Consider the following 19,198-nt stretch of genomic DNA (forward strand, 5'->3'; position numbering starts at 1 on the left):
GCTGATCCCGGGGTGAGTTTTCTTGGAGCCGGGCGGGGTTTGTCGGATGCTCTCGACACTCTGCACGTAAGACCGTCAACGCGATCGCGTTCGCGGGTGGCTCGGTGTGGATGCTTGGGCTGTGTTATGCCGTGCGGGGTGTGGGTGTTTTGTGGGGTGTGGGTGGGTCGATTTGGTGTGGAGCCTCTGGACGATGGCCGCGAGGTGCACGTCAGGGGGCAGGCTTTACCTGCTGACTCGCTGCTCTCCTTCGCCATGTGCCGGGCTTTCCCCGGCTCGGACTACTACGAGAGCTCCGCATCCACAAGCCCCGCCCCACTCTGCTGACAGCCGACCCCACCCCCTTGACAGGCTGGGTCTCGTCACGCAACCCTGCCCTGGTGACCGACATGGCCGACATGACCGACGCCACCTGGCACAAGACCGCGTGCAGCCTCTGCTACGTCAACTGCGGCATCGAGGTGCTGACGGAGGGCCGGGCGATCACGCGGGTGCGGGGGGACCGGGACAACCCGCGCTCGCAGGGGTACCTGTGCCAGAAGGCGCAGCGGCTGACCTGGTACGGCAACCACAACGACCGCCTGACCACGCCACTGCGCCGTCGCGAGGACGGCACGCACGAGCCGGTGAGCTGGGAAACGGCGATCAAGGAGATCGCGGCGAGGCTCAAGGCGGTGCGGGACGAGGACGCGGCGGCCAGCCGGCCGGGGTCGATGGCGTACGTGGGCGGCGGCGGGCAGGGCAATCACTCGGGCGGGGGATACGGCTTCGCCCTGCGCCGGTGGATGAACTCGACCCGGTTCTTCGGCGCGCTGTCGCAGGAGAAGACGGGCGACTTCTGGGTCAATGGCAAGATGTTCGGCGGCCAGACCAACCACACGGCCGAGGGCGTCGAGGAATGCGACCTGCTCCTGGTCATCGGCTGCAACCCCTGGCTGGCCAACGGTTTCAACCGGGCCCGCAGCGCGGTCAACGACATCAAGAACGACCCGGGCCGCAAGATGATCGTCGTCGACCCGCGCCGAACGGAGACGGCCGATGTCGCCGACGTGCACCTGCCGCTGAGGCCCGGCACGGATGCCTACCTGCTCGGCGCGATCCTGGCTCTGATCATCGAGCGCGGCGGCGCGGACACGGACTTCCTGGCCAAGCACACTGACGGCTTCGAAGCGGTCGCGGCGACCCTCGGCAAGATCCCCGTCAACGAGTGGATCGCGCATGCCGAGGTCGAGAGGGTCGAAGTCGACAAGGCGGTGGACCTGATCCTCGCGGCCGAGGCAATGACCGTCCGCGTCGAGCTGGGCATCCAGCAGGGCCGCAACTCCACGCTCAACAGCTACCTGGAGAAGCTGCTCTACCTGATCACCGGCAACTTCGGCCGCCCCGGCACGAACGCCCTGCACACCTGGCTCATGCCGCTGTGGTCGGAATCCCGCGGCGAACGCTCGGAGATCACGGGCTTCGAGTACATCGGCGGCATGCTGCCGCTGAACACGCTGGCCGAGGAGATCCTGGCCGACCATCCGAACCGGGTCCGCGTGCTGTGGGTGGAGTCCTCCAACCCCGCCAACACGGCCGCCGACACCGCGGGCATCGAGCGGGCGATCGGCGCCGCCGAGCTGTCGGTGGTGATCGACGTCGCCTTCACGGAGACGGCGGCGCTCGCGGACTACGTGCTGCCAGCGGCCTCCCAACACGAGAAGTGGGAGTACACGTTCTTCGACTTCGAGTTTCCGACCAACTACTTCCACCTGCGGCCACCGCTGTTCGACCCGCTGCCGGGCACGCTCGTCGAGGCCGAGATCTACGCCCGCCTGTTCGAGGAGCTCGGCCTCCTGCCCGATCGGTCCACACTGGACGAACTGGCCGGCAAGAGCCGTACGGAGCTGCTCAAGGCCGCAGGCCAGATCCTGCAAGGCAATCCGGCCATCGCGCCGATCCTGCTCTACCGGACGCTCGGGCCCTCGCTGCCCGGCAGCGCCGCCTCGGTCGCGGTCCTCTGGCCGGGCTGCCTGGCGCTGGCCAAGCGCATGCCCGTTGCCGTGCAACGAGCCCTGAACTCCGACCAGGAAGGCCCGGCGCTCGCATCGGAGCTGTTCGACCGGATCCTCAACAGCCCCAGCGGAACGGCCTTCAGCACCCATGAGTACGACGAGGTCTGGCAGCTCATGCGGCACGACCGCGTGCATCTCGAAGTGCCGGAACTCCTGTCCTGGCTGGAAAGCCTCGACCCGGCCCAGGATCGCACGGATCCCGAGTACCCGCTGTCCCTGATCAACGGCCAGCGCCGGCGGCACAACGCCAACCAGATCCTGCGCCCGCCGAGCTGGCGCCGCACCGACCCCGACGGCGCGCTGCACATCCGCACCGACGACCTGAAGGCCATACAGGCCAGCGAAGGCGACTGGGTGGCGGTGGTCAGCCGCACCGGACGCATCGTCGTGAAGGCCGAGATCGACGACTCCCTGCGCAAGGGCCAACTGGCGCTGCCGCACGGCTTCGGCATGGCCGTGCCGGACGGCCACGGCGGCCGAGTCATGAACGGCCCGCGGATCAATATCCTCACCGACGCCCACGACCGGGACCCGATCGCCGGCACGCCCCACCACAAGGACATGCCGGTACGGCTGGAACCGGCCACCGTCCAGGAGGCGGAGGCGGCGGAGCGGGACGCCGAAGTCGTCCGCGCCCTCATCGCCTCTGGTTCCTGAGTTCCACCGCCACGCCCATGGATCGGGCGGTGCCGGCGACGATACGCATGGCCACCCCGACGTCGGTCGTGTTGAGGTCGGGCAGCTTGCGCACCGCGACCGCCCGCAGCTGCTCAACGGTCAGCCGACCGGCCTCCCGGTGTCCAGGTCGGTCGGATCCGTTGCCGCCCAAGGCCGTACGGATCAGATGGGACGTCGGCGGCGTCTTGAGACGCAGCTCGAACGACCGGTCGTCGGCCACGGTGACGACGACCGGCACGACGTCGCCGCGCTGGTCGGCGGTCGCCCGGTCGTAGCCTCGTTTGACCTCGACCAGGTTCACGCCGGTCTGGCCGAGCATCTTGCCGAGGTCGGCCATGGCGGCGTTGCCGCCCTCCAGATGCAGCGTGACCTGGTGTGTCTGCTTCTTCGCGCGTGCCATGTCGACGGACGTTATGGTCTGCCGTTACGTCAGACTCAACGTGATTGGCGTGCCTCGACTCCGGGATGCGCCGGGGTCATACTGACCCGCGTCGAGGTGGCTGCCCATGGATGAGGCACTGAGGGCGACGGTTCGGAGCCAGGCGTTCGCGGTGGCCCCCGCGCCCTACCTGCTGCTGGACACCGAGCTGCGGATACAGGCGGCCAATCCGGCGTACCTGCGGGCGACCGGGCGGCATCCGGACAAGCTGACCGGCGAGCCGGTCGCGGAGGGATCGGCTCTGGACACCGGATGCTGTAACGAATGCGGTTCCTCCGCGCGGAGATAGTCGTTGTACGCGGTCACCGAGCCGCATCGGCCTTCAACGACAGGAACTTCTCCGCGTTGCCGCCCAGGATCTTGTCCTTGTCCTGCTGGCTGAGGAAGTCCGACCGCCGCACCACGTTGCCCACCGGACGCTCCCCGAGCGGGTAAGGGTAGTCGCTGCCGGTCATGACGTTGTCGACGCCGAGGGTGTCCACCAGCAGCCGCAGCGCCGCCGGCTCGAACACCACACTGTCCACACTGAACCGCCCGACATAGGCCGACGGCGGCTTCTCGGACGTGCCCAGCAGATCATGCCGCTGGTGCCAGGCGTTCTCGAAGCGCCCCAACCAGAACGCGAACGAGCCGCCGCCGTGGGCGAAGCAGATGCGCAGGTTGTCCGACACCCGGTCGAACACGCCGCCCAGCACCATGGCCACCAGCGACAGGTGCGTCTCGGCCGGCATGCCGGTGATCCACCGGGCCATCCAGCGGTTCAACCGGGGCGAGGCCGGCATGTCCCACGGGTGCACGAAAACCGGCGCGCCACGGTCGGCGCAGTGTTGCAGGAACTGGACGATGCCCGCGTCGTCGAGGTCGCGGTCGCCCACGTGGTTGCCGATCTCCACGCCACGGTGCCCGTTGTCCAGGCACCGGTCCAGCTCCTGGCAGGCCAGATCGGGATCCTGCAACGGAACCTGGCAGAACGGGATCAACCGCCCGTTCGACGGCCCGGTCAGCTCCAGCGCCGCGTCGTTGAACACCTCGGCGATCCGCAGCGCCTCACGAGGCGACCGGTCGTAGGAGAAGAACACGGGCGTGGGGGAGACCACCTGGGCGTCCACGCCGTCCTCGCCCATGTGGGCCAGGCGCTCGGCCTGGTCCCAGGAGTTGGACTGGATCGTCCGGAACTCCTTGGACCCCACCATGATCGTGGCCTCGCGGGCGCTGTCGACCCGCAGCCAGGGTGCGTCATCCCAGCCGAGGGCGGGCCATTTCGCGGGCACGGAGTGGGTGTGGATGTCGATGACGGTCATCGGGCCGACCTTCCCGGGTGGACAGTGCCGCAGTTGCCGCACTTGCGGAGGTTCTCGTCAGCGTAGAACCGCTCGAACACCGGCGGCAGGTCGACGACGATGTCGCGCACCTGGAGCTCGGCCTCGTGCACCAGGTGGTTGCAGTTCAGGCAGTACCACTGGAACTTCTCCAGCACGCCCTCCTCGCGGATGCGCTCGATCACCACGCCGACGGAGCCGGGATCGGGGCGCTGCGGTGAGTGCGGCGTGTTGCGGGGCAGCAGCCACATCTCGCCCTCGCGGACGTGCTGGGTGACGATGCCCTCGTCGGTCTGGAGATTGACGTGCATGTCCCCGCGGAACTGGTAGAACCACTCCTCGTACGGGTCGACGTGGAAGTCGGTGCGCTCGTTGGGGGCGCCGACCACCTGCACGATGAAGTCGCCCTGGGCCTGCCACATCTGCTTGTTGTTGACCGGCGGCCTGAGCAGGTGCTGGTTCTCGTCTACCCACTTGACGAAGTTGAACGCCGGGTTCAGCGCGGTCATGGTTCAGCCTTTCAGGACGGCGACGGCCTGGATCTCGATGAGCAGGTGCGGGTGGGGCAGCTGGTGCACGGCGACGGTGGTGCGGGCGGGCCCGTTCTCGTCGAAGTGCTGGGCGTAGACCTCGTTGTAGCCGCGGAAGTCGTTCATGGTGACCAGGTAGCTGGTGATCTGCACGACGTCGGACAGATCGGCGCCGACCGAGGCCAGGATGTCCCGGATGTTCTGGATCACCGCGGCGGTCTGGACCCTGATGTCCAGTTCCGTGCCGCCGAAGGAGTCCACGGTGGCGCCGGCGATGGTGTTGTCCGGGCGGCGGCTGCTCGTGCCGGAGACGAAGGCAAAACCTCCTGCCACGCGCACATGCGGGAAGCGTCCGCGCGGGGTTGCCTTGTCCGGCAGGGTCTTGGCGTTGCTCATGTCCGTCCTCACAGTGCGACGCAGACGTTGGTGGGCTCGGTGTAGAAGTGCAGTGAGTGCACGCCGCCCTCGCGGCCGATGCCGGACAGGCCCGAGCCGCCGAACGGGGAGCGCAGGTCGCGCAGGTACCAGGTGTTGAGCCATGACATGCCGACCCGCATCGCGGCGGCCACCCGGTGCCCGCGCTCCAGGTTCGAGGTCCAGACGGCCGCGGCCAGGCCGTACGGGGTGTCGTTGGCCAGGCGGACCGCCCCCTCCTCGGTGTCGAACGGCATCAGCGTGGCGACCGGGCCGAAGATCTCCTCCTGCATGATCCGCGCCGAGTTGCCGACGCCGGTCCACAGCGCGGGCTCGATCCACGAACCGCCGCTCAAGTCTTCCCCGACGGCCGGAATTCCACCGCCGGCCAACAGCTGCGCGCCCTCCTGCTCGGCGATCGCGTAGTACGACAGCACCTTCTTGCGGTGGGCCTGGGAGATCAACGGGCCGGTGGTGGTCGACGGGTCGTAGGGACTGCCGAAGCGCAGCTCCTGGGCCCGCTTGGCCAGGCCGGCGGCGACCTCGTCGAACACGCCCCGCTGGACGTAGACCCGTTCCGTGCACAGGCAGACCTGGCCGGTGTTGGTGAACACCGACCGGGCCAGGCCGTCGATGGTGCGTTCGAGGTCGGCGTCGTCGAACACCACCGCGGGGTTCTTGCCGCCCAGCTCGAACGACACCGGCAGCACCCGTGGGGCCACCGCCTGCATGATCGCGGAGCCGGTGCGGGACTCGCCGGTGAAGGTGATGCCGTCGATGTCCGGGTGGGTGGTCAGGTACTCGCCGGCCGAGCCGGGGCCGAAGCCGTGGACCACGTTGTACGCGCCGGCCGGGGCGCCGGCCTCTGTGATGATCTCGGCCAGCAGGGTGGCGCTGGCCGGCGCCTCCTCGGACGGCTTGACCACCACCACGTTGCCGGTGGCCAGCGCCGGCGCGACCTTCCACGTCAGAAGGAGCAGCGGCAGGTTCCACGGCACGATCACGCCGACCACGCCCAGCGGGCGGCGGACTGCGTAGTTGAGGGCCTTCTCGGTGAGGAAGGAGTCGACGCCGAGGCCGGCGACCAGGTCGGCGGCGGCGCGGAAGTTGGCCGCGGCGCGGGTGACGTCCAGCTCGGTGGCCAGCGCGACCGGCTTGCCGGTGTCGGCGATCTCGGCGGCGAGCAGGTCGTCGAAGCGGGCCTCGATGCCGTCGGCGATGCGCCGCAGCAGCGCGACCCGCTCGGTGGCCGTGAACCGGCCCCATTCGCCTTCCAGCGCTCGGCGGGCGGCCCGGACCGCGCCGTCCACCACCTCGCGGTCGGCCTCCTGGACGCGAGCGACGAGCGTGCCGTCGACCGGGTTGACGTCGTCGAACAGATCGCCGCCGTCGACGTACTGCCCGCCGACAAAGTTCTGCAGCACACGGCTCATGGACTCGCTCCCCGGCTTCGGTTTCTCGGTGACTCGATCGTCGCCCTGGGTAGTTACGTCCGACAAATGCTTGAATCGCTCGCTGCTATGCCTCGGTGGGCATATCGAGGGTCTCGCGGATCTCCGCGCCGACCTCCTCCAGGTGCTTCATGAACGCCTTCAGGCTCGGGCTCTGGCTCCGCCCCGCGGCCAGGGTGAGCCCGACCAGCCGCTGCACGTTCGGCAGCTCGATCGGCAACACCGCCAGCGCGTCGTCCCGCGCCAGCAGCGCCGGCAGAGTCGCGATCATGTCGGCGTCGATCAGCAGGGACCGCAGTGTCGGCAGCGAGGTGCATTCCACCCGATTGGTGGGCACGCCGAGGCCCTGTCGGAAGAAGACCTGCTCGACCTCGGTGCGCAGCGCCGTCTGCGTCACCGGCAGCACCCACGGGTAGTCGATCAGGTCGGCCAGCTGCGGCTGGTCTATCGCCGTCGCCGGGTGCCCCGCGCGGACCACGAGTCGGATCGGCTCGTGGTAGAGCCGTATCCGGGTGGTCCGCTGGTCCTCGCCCTGCGGGGTCAGCCGGCCGACCACCAGGTCGATGTCGCCGGTCAGCAGGTCCTCGGTCAGCCGGTCCGGCGTCGCCTCGCGGACGATCACCGTGACGTACGGGAACTGCCGTTTGAGCCGGGCGATCGCCGTCGGCAGCAGCACGTTGGCCCCGCTCAGGTGGTTGCCGACGACCACCGTGCCGACCATGCCGGTGCTCAGCTCGGCCACGTGCTTCCCGGCCTGCCGGATCTGCGCGATGATCGCCCGCGCGTCGTCGACGAAGGCCCGGCCGTACGCGTTCGGCGCCACCCCGCGCGGCCCCCGGTCGAACAGCTCCACCCCGAGGATCTGCTCCAGCTCCCGCAGGCCACGCGTGACCACCGGCTGCGTCACCCGCAGCCGCTCCGCCGCCCCGACCACGCTGCCCTGCTCCGCCACGGTGACCACGAGCACCAGGTGCCGCACCTTCAGGCGACCGTCCAGCAGCCGGTTGATGTCCATGGGCACCATCTTCGGGCCCTACCGGCCGACGAGCATCGCCGTGCGGTCGTCGGGGGCGATCATGCGACCGGCTGACCGGCCAGGATGTCGATCGCGGCCGCGGAGGGCGACCCGGGCTCGGCCATGTAGGCGAAGATCTCCAGGCCGGGAGCGGCGGTGACGGCGAGCCGGTCGTAGCGCAGCACCAGTCGGCCGACGCGGGGGTGGTGGAAAGCCTTCTCGGCCGCGAAGTGGTGCCGCACGTCATGAATGGCCCACAGGGCGGCGAAGTCCGCGGATTCCGCCGACAGTTCGCCGACGAGGTCGTGCAGGTCCCGGTCGAACGGATTGCGTCCGGCCTGGGCCCGCAGCGCCGCGACGCATTCCTTCGCGATCCGGTCCCAATCGGCGAAGAAGTTCCGCGCGGCCGGGTCCAGATAGGTGAAGCGGGCCATGTTCGCGCGGGCGGCCGACTCGAACATGGGGGCGAACAGCGCTCGTCCGAGCCGATTGGCGGCGAGAACGTCCTGGCGGTTGTTGGCGACGAACGCGGCGGCGCCGGTCATCGCGTCGATCATCCACTCGATGCTCGGGGGCACGGTCTGCCGGCTCGGGCCGGGCCGCCGGCCGGCGGCGTGGTCCCGCGACGCGCGAGCCAGATCGGCCAGGTGCGCCCGTTCGGCCGGGTCCAGACGAAGCGCACGCGCGACCGCGGCGAGGATGTCGTCGGAGACGCCGGCCAGATTGCCGCGTTCCATCCGGTTGTAGTAGTCGATGCTGATCCCGGCCAGGGTGGCGACCTCCTCGCGCCGCAGCCCCAGGACCTGCCGTGTGCCGTAGGAGACCAGCCCGACGTCATCGGGAGTGATCTTCGCGCGCCGCGACGTGAGGAAATCCCGTACCTCGACCCTGGTGTCCACAGCCGCGAGCGTAACCCCGCCATCCCGGGGTGTACGGCCAGTACCTGGCCGAACGAGTCCTCTCGGCCGTGCCCTCGACCGTGCTTTTCTCAAGGAACACCGAGCACGGAGGACACCATGCGAATCATCAGGAACGGGCTGGAAACCCTGAGCGGCCAGAGCGACTGGTTCGCCGGACCGGTCTACCTGGACGTCATCGGCACGCCGTCGCCGACCTCGCGGATCATGGGCGGCGTCGTGCACTTCGCGCCGGGCGCCCGCACGGCGTGGCACACCCACCCGGTCGGCCAGACGATCTTCGTCACCGAGGGTGTCGGCCTGATCCAGCGCGAGGGCGGGACGGTCGAGCAGGTGCGGCCGGGCGACCGCGTGCACATCGAGCCGGGCGAGAACCACTGGCACGGCGCGACTCCCGGCTGCTTCCACACGCAGGTCGCCTACCAGGAGGCCGACGACACCGGCAGCCACACCGAGTGGGGACGGCACGTCACGGACGACGAATGCGCGGGGTAGTGGCTACCCTGGCCCCGTGGCGATCAAGCTCGTCGTCGTCGACGACCAGACCTCCGTGCGGGAGGCGCTGGCGGTGATGCTCGGGTTGGCCGAGGACGTGGACGTCGTCGCGACGGCCACCAACGGGGCCGAGGCCGTCTCCGTCATTGCCGAGCATCACCCGGACGTGGTGCTGATGGACCTGCACATGCCGGAGATGACCGGCGTCGAGGCGACCGCCCGCATCCAGGAAACGGCCCCCGACGTGCGGGTTGTCGTGCTCACGACGTTCGAGGACGACGAGTCGATCCTGGCCGCGCTGCGGGCCGGGGCCTCCGGTTACCTGACCAAGGAGGCGGACCGGGCGACGTTGCTGCAGGCGGTGCGGAGCGCCAGCCTGGGGCAGTCGGTGCTGGATCCGCGCGTGCAGCGGCGGCTGCTGGAGCTGGCCACGGCCCGGCCGGTGTCGAGCACGCCGTTCAACCTGACCGCGCGTGAGCTGGAGATCCTCGGGCTGATCGGGGAGGGCCTGCGCAACACGGAGATCGCCAAGCGACTGGTGATCAGCGAGGCCACCGTGAAGACGCACATCAACAACCTGTTCGCCAAGGCCGGTTTCCACACGCGGACCGACGCCGTGCGCTACGTGCTGAACAATCGGGTGGAGACGCCTCTCCACCCGCCGCTGTAGTTCACGAATACGGCGCTGGTCTCAAGACCTCGCCGGTGATTCTTCCTAATCTTGGTCGGGTCGGACCTGATGAGGAGGAAACACGGTGAGCACGCCGATCGAAATCCTGTTGGTGGTCGCCCTCGTCGGCTACATGCTGATCCGCCGCCTGCTGGGCGAGCCCGCGCAGGCCAAGCGGATGCTGGTGCTGCCGGCGGTGCTGACGGTGATCGGCCTGTCCGGCGCCAAGGACGTCCTGCACGACCCGGTGCAACTCGGCTTCCTGGTCGTGACCACGCTGGCCGGTATCGGCATCGGCGCCTTGCGTGGCCTGAGCATTCGCGTTTTCGTGCGGGACGGAATCGTGAACATGCGGTACACCGGAATGACCATTGTGCTCTGGGTGGTGAACATCGCGGTCAAGCTCGGCGGCAATTTCCTGCTGTCCACGATCGACCCGCACGCCGACGGCGGCAACACGCTGATGCTCACGCTCGGCGCCGGCCTGCTGATGGAGGGCGCGGTCGTGCTGGCCAAGGCCATGCGCACCGGTGGCCAGGTGATCTGGCAGCAGGGCAAGGACGGCGCACCGCACCGGACGTCGAGGTTCATCGACGACCTCCAGGCCCGTGGCCGTCGCTGACGCTATGTTGCCGGGCATGGTGCCCCTCGACCGGATCGTCGAGAAGGTCGCCCGCCCCGTGCTGGCGGTCGCGGCCATTCTCGTGACGGCGCTGGAATTCCCCGACCACGCGATCATCGCGCGGCCGTTCGCCATGGGGCTGTTCGCCGTCGTGGCCGTGCTGTCCCTGGTGACGCTGATCCCGTGGCGGTCCCCGTTGGTGTTGTGGGTCGCCTACGCCGTCACCGCGGCGGCGTTGTTGCCGTTGGCACAGACCACTCTCGCGCCGATCTTCGCGTTCCTGGCCTCCGCCGGGGCCGGCGGCCGGTTGCCGTCCCGCAAGGCCGCCTTGGCCATCGCGGTGCTCACGTCGGTGGCGTCCGCCGTCGCCGTGCTGGTGGTCAACGGGATCTGGCCGACGCCGACGCAGTGGCCGTGGTGGGAGGCACTGGCCACCGGATTGCCCTCGTACATCGGGATTGCCCGTGCCGACCGGGCCGCCGCACTGTCCAATGCGGAGCGTGCCGCCGCCGAGGCCCGGCGGGCGGGGGAGTCGGAGGCCCGGGAGGCGACGCTGGTGGAGCGTGGTCGGATCGCCCGTGAACTGCACGACGTGCTCGGCCATTCGCTGACGGGCATCGCCCTCCAACTCGACATGGCCGACGCCCTCAACGAGAACGACCGCCGCGATGAGGCCACGGCCGCGATGCGCAACGCCCGGCAGTTGGCCGTGACCAGCATCGGCGACATGCGGGAGGCCGTCCACGCCCTGCGCGAGGACACCGTTCCGCTCAGCCGAACCCTGCGGGCCGTGGCCGACAACGCCGGCGCCGCCTTCGTCGTGCAGGGGGCGGAGCGAACCCTCTCCGTCGACGCCGCCTACGCCATCCTCCGCGCCACGCAAGAAGCCCTCACCAACGCCGCCAAGCACGCCCCCGGCGCCGCAGTGTCGGTGAAGCTGGCTTTCTCACCGGATTCCGTGGAGCTGGAAGTCGCAAATGGACGGTCCAGGGCACCCGTGCCAGTGGGTATCGGCGGCGGCACCGGCCTGGGTTTGACGGCCATGCGCGACCGGGCGGCCGCCCTCGGCGGCACCCTCGACGCCGGCCCGGTCGACGACGGCTGGATCGTTCGCTTGCGGCTGTCCTGACCGCTCAGAATCGGGTCACGAACCGGCGCTGCCACGGCGTTTCCACGGCCCGCTTGGAGTAGTGCTCACGGACATAGCCGACCGCCTTGTCGTTCGGCACGCCGTCCAGCACCGCGAGGCAGGCCAATGCCGTTCCCGTGCGGCCGAATCCGCCGCCGCACGCGATCTCCACCCGCTCCTGCGACGACCGCTCCAGCAGGTCGTTCAGAGCCTCGGCGAAGGCCGGACGGTCCGTCGGCAGCCAGAAGTCCGGCCAACGAATCCACCGGCTCTCCCACGCCATCGCACCCGGGTCCGAGCCGCGAAGATAGAGCCCGAACGCCGGCGTCGGCCCCGGCGGCAGCGGATTGCGGAGGCCGCGCCCGCGGACCGACCTCCCCGACGGCAATCGCAGCAGGCCGGGCGTGTCCGGTTCCCACGTCATCCGCCCGAGCCTAGGCCAGAGCCCGTGACCGGGCCGCTGATAACCTTGGACAACACCCGTAGACCTGCGTGTTGGAGACCGTGACCCGATGCCTGACCGTGCCGTGATCGACGCGTTGTTCCCCGCCGACCTGCCGGAGCCGGCGCACTGGGAGCAGCGCTACCCGCAGCGGCAGCTCCCGGACGGCGCGATGGTCACCCGCGTCGGCCCGTCCCCGACGGGCTGGCTGCACATCGGCGCGCTGTACGTGGGCGCGATCAACCGGGACATCGCGCACCGCACCGGCGGCCGCTACCTGCTGCGTATCGAGGACACCGACCAGGCCCGCGAGGTGGAGGGCGCGGTCGAGCAGTTCACCCGCGCGTTCGACTACTTCGGCCTGCCGGCCGACGAGGCCGAGGGCCACGGCGACTACGGCCCGTACTTCCAGTCGCAGCGCGAGCAGCAGTACCTGACCTACGCGCGGGAGCTGCTGCGCGAGGGCAAGGCGTACCTGTGCTTCGCCACCGAGGAGGAGCTGGCCGACATCCGCCGCCGCCAGGAGGCCAGCAAGATCCCGCCCGGCTACTACGGCGGCTGGGCCATCTGGCGCGACCGGTCCGACGAGGACGTGCAGGCCAAGCTGGACGAGGGCGCGCCCTACGTGGTGCGGTTCCGCTCGCCGGGCGAGGTCGACGGCCGCGCGGTGTTCACCGACGCCATCCGCGGCCGGCTGGAGCACGAGGACAACCGCAACGACGTGGTGATCCTCAAGTCCTCGGCCAACGCCGTGCGGCTGCCCACGTACCACTTCGCGCACGCGGTCGACGACCACCTGATGCGGGTCAACCTGGTGATCCGGGCCGACGAGTGGATCTCCTCGGTGCCCACCCACCTCCAGCTGTTCGCGGCGCTCGGCTTCGAGCAGCCGACCTACGCCCACATCGCGCCGCTGATGAAGCAGATCACCGGGGGCAAGCGCAAGCTGTCCAAGCGCAAGGACCCGGAGGCCTCGGTCGACTTCTACATCGCCGAGGGCTACCCGGCCAAGGCGGTGCTGTACTACCTCAAGGGCCTGACCAACGGCCGCATCGCCGAGCTGCCGCTGGCCGAGGCCCTGGACGCGCCGATCAAGCTGGACGAGATGGGCCTGGCCGGGCCGCTGATCGACATGGCCAAGCTGGACGACATCAGCGCCGACCACATCGCCACCCTGACCGGCGCCGAGATCCTGGCCGCCGTGCGGGAGTGGGCGCTGACCCACGACGCCGACCTGGTGCCGGTGCTGGACGCCAACCCGGAGCTGGCGCTGGCCGCGCTGGCGGTGGAGCGCGAGGGCGTCGAGAATCCGCGCAAGGACCTGCGCAAGTGGTCGGACTTCCGCACCGCGTACGGCTTCTTCTTCCCCGAGCTGTTCACGCCGGTGACCGCCGCCGACGAGCGGATCGAGGGCGTGACGCCGGAGCTGGCCCGGGCCTTCGCCGCCGACTTCGCCGACAGCTACGAGCACCTGGCCGACGGCCAGGAGTGGTTCGGGCAGATCCGCGAGCTGGCCGCCAAGCACGGCTACGCGAAGAACGCCAAGGAGTACAAGAAGAACCCGGACGCCTACCCGGGTTCCATCCGCGAGGCCTCGCAGATCATCCGGGTGGCGCTGACCGGCTCCACCCGCAGCCCCGACCTGCACGCCGTGGCCACCACGCTCGGCGCGGACGAGGTGTTGCGCCGGATCCGCGCCGTGGCTGGCTGAAACCCGGCGGAGGTTGGCAAGGCGGCTCCTTCTTCGACGGGGCGGACGCTCGTAGCGTTCGCCCCGTCGTCGTTTCCGCGGAAGGGTTGCCATGTCGGCCGAAGGGCCGCGCGAGGTGGAGAGCGGCAACGGCCTGTTGTCCTTGCGGGCGGAGTCCCGTTTGGACCCTTCGCGCGCCGACATCGTCGTGGTGCCAGGGGCTTTGGGCTCGCTGCCGGACGGGATCTCCGAGATCCTCGGCCGCACGCTCGGCACGCCACTGTCGAGCCTGCTGGCCGAGGCCCTGGCCCGGCCGGAGGTGCTGGTCGCGACCGTGTGCGGGGGATCGCTGCTCCTGGCGATGGCCGGCCTGATCAAGGGCCGTAACGCCACCACACATCACCTGGGCCTGGAAGCCTTGGGAGCCAACGGAGTCACCGTCGTCGACGCTCGGGTGGTCGACGACGGTGATCTCGTGACCGCCTCTTCGGTGACCTCGGGTATCGACCTCGGCCTGTATCTCCTGGAGCGGGAACTGGGCGCCGATGCCGCGATCGCCGTGGAGAGGATGATCGCCCACGAGCGTCGCGGCACCGTCTGGCGCGCCTAACCGGCCAGGCTGAACTTCTCGGCGTGCACCTGGCGGTCCGGCACCTGCAGCGCCCGGGTGCTGGCCAGCACCGCGTTGGTCATCGCGGCCGGGCCGCAGACGAAGACGTCACGGGCCCGGATGTCCGGCACCAGGTAGCGCAGGCTCTCCGGGTTGAACTGGCCGGCCGACGGTCCACCGAGGACACGGACCACCGGGGCCAGGGCGCGGAGTTCGTCCAGCAGCACGGCATCCCGCTCGTCGCGGACCCGGTACAGCACCACGACGTGGCCCTTGATCTCCTCCAGCAGCGCGCGGATCGGCGTGACGCCGACACCGCCGGCGATCAGCAGGGCGTGCTGGTGAACCTGGTTGGCGGTGGTGAAGGCGCCGTACGGGCCCTCGGCGTAGACGCGCGTGCCGACCTTGAGGTCGCGCAGGGCGGCGCTGGCCGTGCCGACGGCCTTGACGGTAAGCCGCAGGTAGCGGCCGTCCGGCGCGGCGGACAGGGAGAACGGGTTGGCGCGGTGCCACATGCCCTTGGCCAGGAAGCGCCACACGAAGAACTGGCCCGCCCGCGCCGGCAGTTCGTGCAGGTTGCGGCCGCTGACGTAGACGGAGACGACGTTGGGCGACTCGTGCACGATGCCGGCGACGCGGAGCTGGTAGCGGTGGTTGCGCAGCAGCGGGCGGATCACGCGGCCAGTCAGCAGCGTGCCGATCGCGGTGGCCCACAACAGGAGCCAGTAGATGCGGCCGCCGGTGGAGGCGATGGTCGTGCCGGAGATGAACTGGTGGGTGAAGGCCAGCGCCACGATCGCGTAGGTCAGCAGGTGGATGGCGTGCCAGGTCTCGTAGGGCAGCCGCTTGCGGGCGATGCGGGCCGAGGTCGCGCCCACCACGACCACCAGCAGGAAGGCGATGATCGCCAGCAGGACGCCGGTGAACGTGTCGGAGAGGACAAACACCTCGGAGATCACGTCGTGGGCGTCGTGCTGGGCGTAGCCGGACACGATCAGCACCACGTGGCCCAGCAGCGTCCACATCAGACCGATGCCGTTCCAGCGGTGGTAGGTCGTGAGCCGGTCCATGCCCAGCCGCTGGTCCAGCCACGGCAGGCGGGCGATCAGCAGGAACTGACCGGCCATCAGCAGACCCGCCACCAGCCCGAAGATCCGGCCTAGGGTGATCAGGATGTTGGGCGACGCCCCGGTCGCCACCACCAGCGCGGCGACGATCAGCACGTTCACGACCAGGGCCGCAAGCAGCGCCACGCGGGCCGTCCGGCGGCGGTCCGGCCGTGCCGGCGCTTGCACCGGGTGGTTCTGGGTGGTGGTCACGGGGTCCTTAGTACAATAAACTGAAATGATGCACTCGGATTCGTCTAGGACCGCAGTTTTTCCGGCCGGGATTTTGATACCTAACCGATCCAGTATGGCTGCTCGTCGGAAACGCCCAGGGCTTCGCGTATCGATTAACCGCTACAGGCAGTACCGGATCCGCGTTCTCTCGAGCGGGTGTCCCGAGAGAATTCATCCCGTGACAGTTGCACGAGCCGATAGGTTGGGGGCCGCCAACGAGAGCGAAGCCACGAAATTAATTTCCACTGGCCCGATGGCTTTACAATTTAACGTACCGGAAGACTCCGTCTCTTCAAGGCGACACCGAGTTGTTTACTTCGTAGGGCGACACTTCAGTATTAGGCTAACTATCCATCTGGGATGAGTGTACAGGCAGCTCCGTCTAAGCCTTTATCGGCGCGGCTACATACTGGAAGGTCGGTCCAAACGTTGGAGAAGTCGGCTCCAAACAATACGCACTAGTCTTCTTATGAAGCAGTAGTGAGAAGTGTTTTTTTACATGTGCCGGGCCAGCACCAGCTCGTCGAGACCCTTGAGGTGCTCGGCGGCCTCGGCCACCACCCGGTCGGCGAAGCCCTCGACAACAGATGTTGTCCACGTGCCGTCGGCGGCGATCTCCCCGGCGGCGTCGCCGACCGGCCGCAGCGGCACGTCCAGCACCTGGATCCGCACCACGGCGCAGCCCTCCGGCGCGCGGCTCGGGTCGACGGCGGTGGCCTCGTGCCAGGACAGCGTGGGGTGCTTGGGCAGATAGCCGGCCTCGGCCTGCCGCACGGAACGGACCAGCTCGTCGACGCCACGCCCGAGGTTGAGGCCGCCGCCCTGGTCCAGGCGCGGATCGGCGAAGGAGGGGCGGGCCGACAGCGCGAGGTTGAGCTGGAAGCAGCCCCGGCGGTAGCTGTACCGGGAGGCCTGGGCGCGGATCGAGTCGCCGATCGAGACGTCGCGCAGCAGGTGGCCGTAGAGCTGGTCGGGCGTGGTGCTGGCAACAACTGTTGTCGCGGTCAGGACCTCGCCGTCGGCGGTGCGGACGCCGACCGCCCGGCCGTTCTCCGTCAGTACGGCGTCGACCCGGACGTTGGTGACGATCTCGGCCCCGTGCTCGGTGACCAGGCCGCTGAGCGCCTCGGCGAGCCGGCCGCTGCCGCCGACCGGCTGCGGGTTGCCGCCGGGCAGGATCAGGCCGAACAGCGCGATCCACAGCGCGCCGATGGCGTCGTGCGGGCCGATGCCGACGTGCAGCAGCCACGGCAGCAGCGCTGTCCGCAGCTCCTCGGTGCGAAAACGTTCGGTGACCAGGTCGTGGCCGTTGCCGGCCAGCAGCGTGGCGAACGGCAGCGCCGCCGTGCGGTCCCGGTCCAGCTTCTGGATCAACTCGGCCGCCTGCGGCTTGGTCAGGTCCATGCCCAGCAGCGGCATCAGCGATTCGAGGTGCGGCGCCACGTCGGCCATCAGCCCCGCCCAGCCGTCCTGCTCGCCCAGCCGCTCCAGCTCCGCGCCCAGCGCCGCCGGGTCGGTCGGGATGACTGCGGACCGACCGTCCGGAAGGGACGATCCCGTGCTGACACCGCCCTGCACGTAACGAAGTCCGTGACGGCCGAGGTCCTCGCCCAGCTCGGCGAAGGCCGGCCCGCCGACGAAGATGGGGTGCAGCGCGGAATAGGTGTCGTGCACGAAGCCGGGCAGCGTGAGTTCCTCGCTGCGCACCGCGCCGCCGGGCCGGTCGGACTGGTCCAGCAGGCACACGCTTCGGCCGGCCTTGGCCAGATACGCGGCGGCGACCAGGGCGTTGTGCCCGGCGCCGACGAAGATCACATCGTAAGACGGCATGTCCGCAGGCTATGGCCGGTCGGCCGACGCAGCCAGGCGAAGTCCGGCCAGCGGACTATTGGGGCACTGGCAGGGACTGTTCGGGCAGCGCAAGGCGATCGGCCACCCGGGCCGCGGTCGCACAGGTGGCGTTGAGCAGCTTGGGCGACGGCTGCGCGCCGTGCGCCATCGTGGTGATCACCGCCGTTGCCTTGCTGGGCAACGGAATCGGCACGGCCACACAGGTCAGCCCCTTGGTGACCTGACCGGCGTCGATGTACGGCCGCGGCTCGACCGCCCTGAGCGCGTCGGCCCCCGCCGTGCCTTCCGGCACCGGTTCGCCCGGTTCCGCTGTCACGCCGAGCGGCTCGTGAGCGTCAATCATCTGCAGGAAAATGCTGCGACCGCCGACATTGATGCTCAGCGTCACGCCGGCCCCGGTGTGCGCCGCCAGCTCCGCGACCGGGCGTGCCGCGACGGCCCGCACCCGCCGTTCGATCTGGCCGCCCGCGCCCAGCAGGCTCGCGCCGAGGCGGTACTTGGTGCCGTCCCGCCGGACCGCGCCGACTGCGAGCAGTTGGCCGAGCAGGCGATGCACGGTCGGCCGCGGGATGCCCGTCGCCGCGGCGAGATCCAGCAGCCGCGCCGGCTCCTGCTCGCGGACCTGGTCCAGCACCGCGAACGCCGCCTCCAACACCCCTCTACCCGCCTCCATGCGACCAGCATGGCGTGCGGATTCGTCCTGACGGCCAGGGGTGTCGCGGATTCCCGCCAGCACTGTCCGAATGTCCCCGGGCCGTCACGAGCCGTTGCTAGGGTTGAGCTGTGGGTGACGAGGTGGCTCTGCTCAGGGACAGCGCGACGCTGACTCGGGTGTCGACGGACTTCGGTGGGATGATCCGACGGCGACCCGACGCGGTCCTGGTGCCCCGCACCGCGGCCGACATCGCCGAGGTGATCCGCGGTGGCGGGCCAGTGACCGCGCGTGGGCGGGGGCATTCGACGCACGGACAGTCGCTTGTGGACAGTGGTGTCCTGGTCGACATGACCGGTTTGGGCGCTGTGCATCGCGTGGAGCCCGGCCACGTCGTGGTCGACGGCGGTGCGTCGTGGCGGACCGTGCTGGGGGCCACGCTGCCGCATGGGTTGACGCCGCCCGTGCTCACCGACTTCCTTGATCTGTCCGTCGGCGGCACGCTGTCGCTCGGCGGAATCGGCGGCACCAGCCATCGTCACGGCTCGCAGGCCGACAACGTGCTGGAGCTGGAAGTGGTCACCGGCACCGGCGCGGTGGTCACCTGCCGGCCGGGATCCGACCTGTTCCGGGCCGTGCTCGGCGGGCTGGGGCAGTGCGGCATCATCACCCGGGCCACCATCAAGCTCATCCCGGCGCCGTCTACGGTCCTGCACCGCAAGGTCCGATACCCCGACACCGCGTCGTTGAACGCGGCGCAGCGGGATCTGGTCCTCGGTGGACAGTGCGACTACGTGGAGGGCTTCATCGTCCAGGACGGCGGCTGGTCGCACGTGCTGGAGACCGTGTCGGCCGAGGACCACACCCCGCCCGGCCCGGG

At 69.7% G+C, this 19,198-nt stretch carries 20 protein-coding genes; 9 read left to right on the top strand and 11 right to left on the bottom strand.

The features are described 5' to 3' along the window. Nucleotides 1–389: 389 nt before the first annotated feature. A complete protein-coding gene (locus tag KUTG_RS49760; protein WP_232241557.1) occupies nucleotides 390–2,711 on the top strand; it encodes a molybdopterin-dependent oxidoreductase in 2,322 nt (773 codons plus the stop codon). Here the strand turns inward: KUTG_RS49760 and KUTG_RS49765 are convergent. Beyond that, a complete protein-coding gene (locus KUTG_RS49765; protein ID WP_043726991.1) occupies nucleotides 2,692–3,132 on the bottom strand; it encodes an uL11 family ribosomal protein in 441 nt (146 codons plus the stop codon). The genes KUTG_RS49760 and KUTG_RS49765 overlap by 20 nt on opposite strands. Nucleotides 3,133–3,238: 106 nt before the next feature. Between KUTG_RS49765 and KUTG_RS49770 the strand changes: the two genes are divergently transcribed. Continuing rightward, a complete protein-coding gene (locus KUTG_RS49770; protein WP_043726992.1) occupies nucleotides 3,239–3,460 on the top strand; it encodes a PAS domain-containing protein in 222 nt (73 codons plus the stop codon). A 13-nt stretch (nucleotides 3,461–3,473) separates the two neighbouring features. Here KUTG_RS49770 and KUTG_RS49775 read toward each other — a convergent pair whose 3' ends face one another. The 6 genes from KUTG_RS49775 to KUTG_RS49800 form a co-directional block, all read right to left on the bottom strand. Then, the gene (locus tag KUTG_RS49775) at nucleotides 3,474–4,472 is read right to left on the bottom strand and encodes an amidohydrolase family protein (protein ID WP_043726993.1); all 999 of its coding nucleotides are present in this window, start codon (nucleotides 4,470–4,472) and stop codon (nucleotides 3,474–3,476) included. Then, complete coding sequence (locus tag KUTG_RS49780) at nucleotides 4,469–4,999, bottom strand: 3-hydroxyanthranilate 3,4-dioxygenase (RefSeq protein WP_043726994.1); 531 nt, start codon at nucleotides 4,997–4,999, stop codon at nucleotides 4,469–4,471. The genes KUTG_RS49775 and KUTG_RS49780 overlap by 4 nt, the downstream gene beginning before the upstream one ends. Nucleotides 5,000–5,002: 3 nt before the next feature. Next, nucleotides 5,003–5,416 carry a RidA family protein gene (locus tag KUTG_RS49785; protein ID WP_043726995.1) on the bottom strand — a complete coding sequence of 138 codons (414 nt, stop codon included), beginning with the start codon at nucleotides 5,414–5,416 and terminating at the stop codon, nucleotides 5,003–5,005. A gap of 8 nt (nucleotides 5,417–5,424) precedes the next feature. Beyond that, nucleotides 5,425–6,867 (bottom strand): 2-hydroxymuconic semialdehyde dehydrogenase, encoded by a 1,443-nt coding sequence (locus tag KUTG_RS49790; protein WP_043726996.1) that lies wholly within the window; start codon nucleotides 6,865–6,867, stop codon nucleotides 5,425–5,427. Nucleotides 6,868–6,952: 85 nt separating this feature from the next. Further along, the gene (locus KUTG_RS49795) at nucleotides 6,953–7,900 is read right to left on the bottom strand and encodes a LysR substrate-binding domain-containing protein (RefSeq protein ID WP_043733559.1); all 948 of its coding nucleotides are present in this window, start codon (nucleotides 7,898–7,900) and stop codon (nucleotides 6,953–6,955) included. Between the two features lie 59 nt (nucleotides 7,901–7,959). Then, entirely contained in the window at nucleotides 7,960–8,799 is an 840-nt protein-coding gene (locus tag KUTG_RS49800; protein WP_043726997.1) for a helix-turn-helix domain-containing protein, read from the bottom strand. Nucleotides 8,800–8,916: 117 nt separating this feature from the next. On the opposite strand from KUTG_RS49800, the gene KUTG_RS49805 reads away from it, so the two are divergent. The 4 genes from KUTG_RS49805 to KUTG_RS49820 all read left to right on the top strand — a co-directional run bounded on the left by KUTG_RS49805 (nucleotide 8,917) and on the right by KUTG_RS49820 (nucleotide 11,733). Beyond that, nucleotides 8,917–9,312: a (R)-mandelonitrile lyase gene (locus tag KUTG_RS49805; protein ID WP_043727003.1), complete on the top strand. Its 396-nt coding sequence runs from the start codon at nucleotides 8,917–8,919 to the stop codon at nucleotides 9,310–9,312. A gap of 16 nt (nucleotides 9,313–9,328) precedes the next feature. Next, nucleotides 9,329–9,982: a response regulator gene (locus KUTG_RS49810; RefSeq protein WP_052396387.1), complete on the top strand. Its 654-nt coding sequence runs from the start codon at nucleotides 9,329–9,331 to the stop codon at nucleotides 9,980–9,982. A gap of 85 nt (nucleotides 9,983–10,067) precedes the next feature. Continuing rightward, nucleotides 10,068–10,604: a hypothetical protein gene (locus KUTG_RS49815; protein ID WP_043727004.1), complete on the top strand. Its 537-nt coding sequence runs from the start codon at nucleotides 10,068–10,070 to the stop codon at nucleotides 10,602–10,604. Nucleotides 10,605–10,620: 16 nt separating this feature from the next. After that, the gene (locus tag KUTG_RS49820; protein ID WP_043733564.1) at nucleotides 10,621–11,733 is read left to right on the top strand and encodes a sensor histidine kinase; all 1,113 of its coding nucleotides are present in this window, start codon (nucleotides 10,621–10,623) and stop codon (nucleotides 11,731–11,733) included. 4 nt (nucleotides 11,734–11,737) lie between these two features. On the opposite strand, the gene KUTG_RS49825 is transcribed toward KUTG_RS49820, so the two are convergent. Continuing rightward, complete coding sequence (locus tag KUTG_RS49825) at nucleotides 11,738–12,157, bottom strand: protein-tyrosine phosphatase family protein (RefSeq protein WP_043727005.1); 420 nt, start codon at nucleotides 12,155–12,157, stop codon at nucleotides 11,738–11,740. Nucleotides 12,158–12,245: 88 nt separating this feature from the next. On the opposite strand from KUTG_RS49825, the gene KUTG_RS49830 reads away from it, so the two are divergent. Further along, a complete protein-coding gene (locus KUTG_RS49830; protein WP_043727006.1) occupies nucleotides 12,246–13,886 on the top strand; it encodes a glutamate--tRNA ligase in 1,641 nt (546 codons plus the stop codon). A 91-nt stretch (nucleotides 13,887–13,977) separates the two neighbouring features. Then, on the top strand, nucleotides 13,978–14,475 hold the full coding sequence (locus KUTG_RS49835) for a DJ-1/PfpI family protein (protein WP_043727007.1): 498 nt from the start codon (nucleotides 13,978–13,980) through the stop codon (nucleotides 14,473–14,475). Here KUTG_RS49835 and KUTG_RS49840 read toward each other — a convergent pair. The 3 genes from KUTG_RS49840 to KUTG_RS55025 form a co-directional block, all read right to left on the bottom strand. After that, a complete protein-coding gene (locus KUTG_RS49840; RefSeq protein ID WP_043727008.1) occupies nucleotides 14,472–15,794 on the bottom strand; it encodes a ferredoxin reductase family protein in 1,323 nt (440 codons plus the stop codon). The two genes, KUTG_RS49835 and KUTG_RS49840, sit on opposite strands and share 4 nt — an antisense overlap. A 516-nt stretch (nucleotides 15,795–16,310) precedes the next feature. After that, nucleotides 16,311–17,645 (bottom strand): phytoene desaturase family protein, encoded by a 1,335-nt coding sequence (locus tag KUTG_RS49845; RefSeq protein WP_052396388.1) that lies wholly within the window; start codon nucleotides 17,643–17,645, stop codon nucleotides 16,311–16,313. Nucleotides 17,646–17,700: 55 nt separating this feature from the next. After that, nucleotides 17,701–18,339 carry a helix-turn-helix domain-containing protein gene (locus KUTG_RS55025; protein ID WP_084580774.1) on the bottom strand — a complete coding sequence of 213 codons (639 nt, stop codon included), beginning with the start codon at nucleotides 18,337–18,339 and terminating at the stop codon, nucleotides 17,701–17,703. A gap of 110 nt (nucleotides 18,340–18,449) precedes the next feature. Between KUTG_RS55025 and KUTG_RS49855 the strand changes: the two genes are divergently transcribed. Beyond that, a partial coding sequence (locus KUTG_RS49855) for an FAD-binding protein (RefSeq protein ID WP_198047639.1) occupies nucleotides 18,450–19,198 on the top strand: 749 nt, incomplete at its 3' end.

It is taken from the genome of Kutzneria sp. 744 (genome assembly GCF_000568255.1).
Taxonomy (GTDB): domain Bacteria; phylum Actinomycetota; class Actinomycetes; order Mycobacteriales; family Pseudonocardiaceae; genus Kutzneria.

Bases quoted from the DNA above. Each gene is read 5' to 3' on its own strand.
- KUTG_RS49785 (WP_043726995.1), bottom strand. From the start codon at position 5,416: ATGAGCAACGCCAAGACCCTGCCGGACAAGGCAACCCCGCGCGGACGC.
- KUTG_RS49760 (WP_232241557.1), top strand. From the start codon at position 390: ATGGCCGACATGACCGACGCCACCTGGCACAAGACCGCGTGCAGCCTC.
- KUTG_RS49795 (WP_043733559.1), bottom strand. From the start codon at position 7,900: ATGGACATCAACCGGCTGCTGGACGGTCGCCTGAAGGTGCGGCACCTG.
- KUTG_RS49780 (WP_043726994.1), bottom strand. From the start codon at position 4,999: ATGACCGCGCTGAACCCGGCGTTCAACTTCGTCAAGTGGGTAGACGAG.
- KUTG_RS49765 (WP_043726991.1), bottom strand. From the start codon at position 3,132: ATGGCACGCGCGAAGAAGCAGACACACCAGGTCACGCTGCATCTGGAG.
- KUTG_RS49845 (WP_052396388.1), bottom strand. From the start codon at position 17,645: ATGCCGTCTTACGATGTGATCTTCGTCGGCGCCGGGCACAACGCCCTG.
- KUTG_RS55025 (WP_084580774.1), bottom strand. From the start codon at position 18,339: ATGGAGGCGGGTAGAGGGGTGTTGGAGGCGGCGTTCGCGGTGCTGGAC.
- KUTG_RS49825 (WP_043727005.1), bottom strand. From the start codon at position 12,157: ATGACGTGGGAACCGGACACGCCCGGCCTGCTGCGATTGCCGTCGGGG.
- KUTG_RS49830 (WP_043727006.1), top strand. From the start codon at position 12,246: ATGCCTGACCGTGCCGTGATCGACGCGTTGTTCCCCGCCGACCTGCCG.
- KUTG_RS49775 (WP_043726993.1), bottom strand. From the start codon at position 4,472: ATGACCGTCATCGACATCCACACCCACTCCGTGCCCGCGAAATGGCCC.
- KUTG_RS49835 (WP_043727007.1), top strand. From the start codon at position 13,978: ATGTCGGCCGAAGGGCCGCGCGAGGTGGAGAGCGGCAACGGCCTGTTG.
- KUTG_RS49820 (WP_043733564.1), top strand. From the start codon at position 10,621: ATGGTGCCCCTCGACCGGATCGTCGAGAAGGTCGCCCGCCCCGTGCTG.
- KUTG_RS49790 (WP_043726996.1), bottom strand. From the start codon at position 6,867: ATGAGCCGTGTGCTGCAGAACTTTGTCGGCGGGCAGTACGTCGACGGC.
- KUTG_RS49805 (WP_043727003.1), top strand. From the start codon at position 8,917: ATGCGAATCATCAGGAACGGGCTGGAAACCCTGAGCGGCCAGAGCGAC.
- KUTG_RS49770 (WP_043726992.1), top strand. From the start codon at position 3,239: ATGGATGAGGCACTGAGGGCGACGGTTCGGAGCCAGGCGTTCGCGGTG.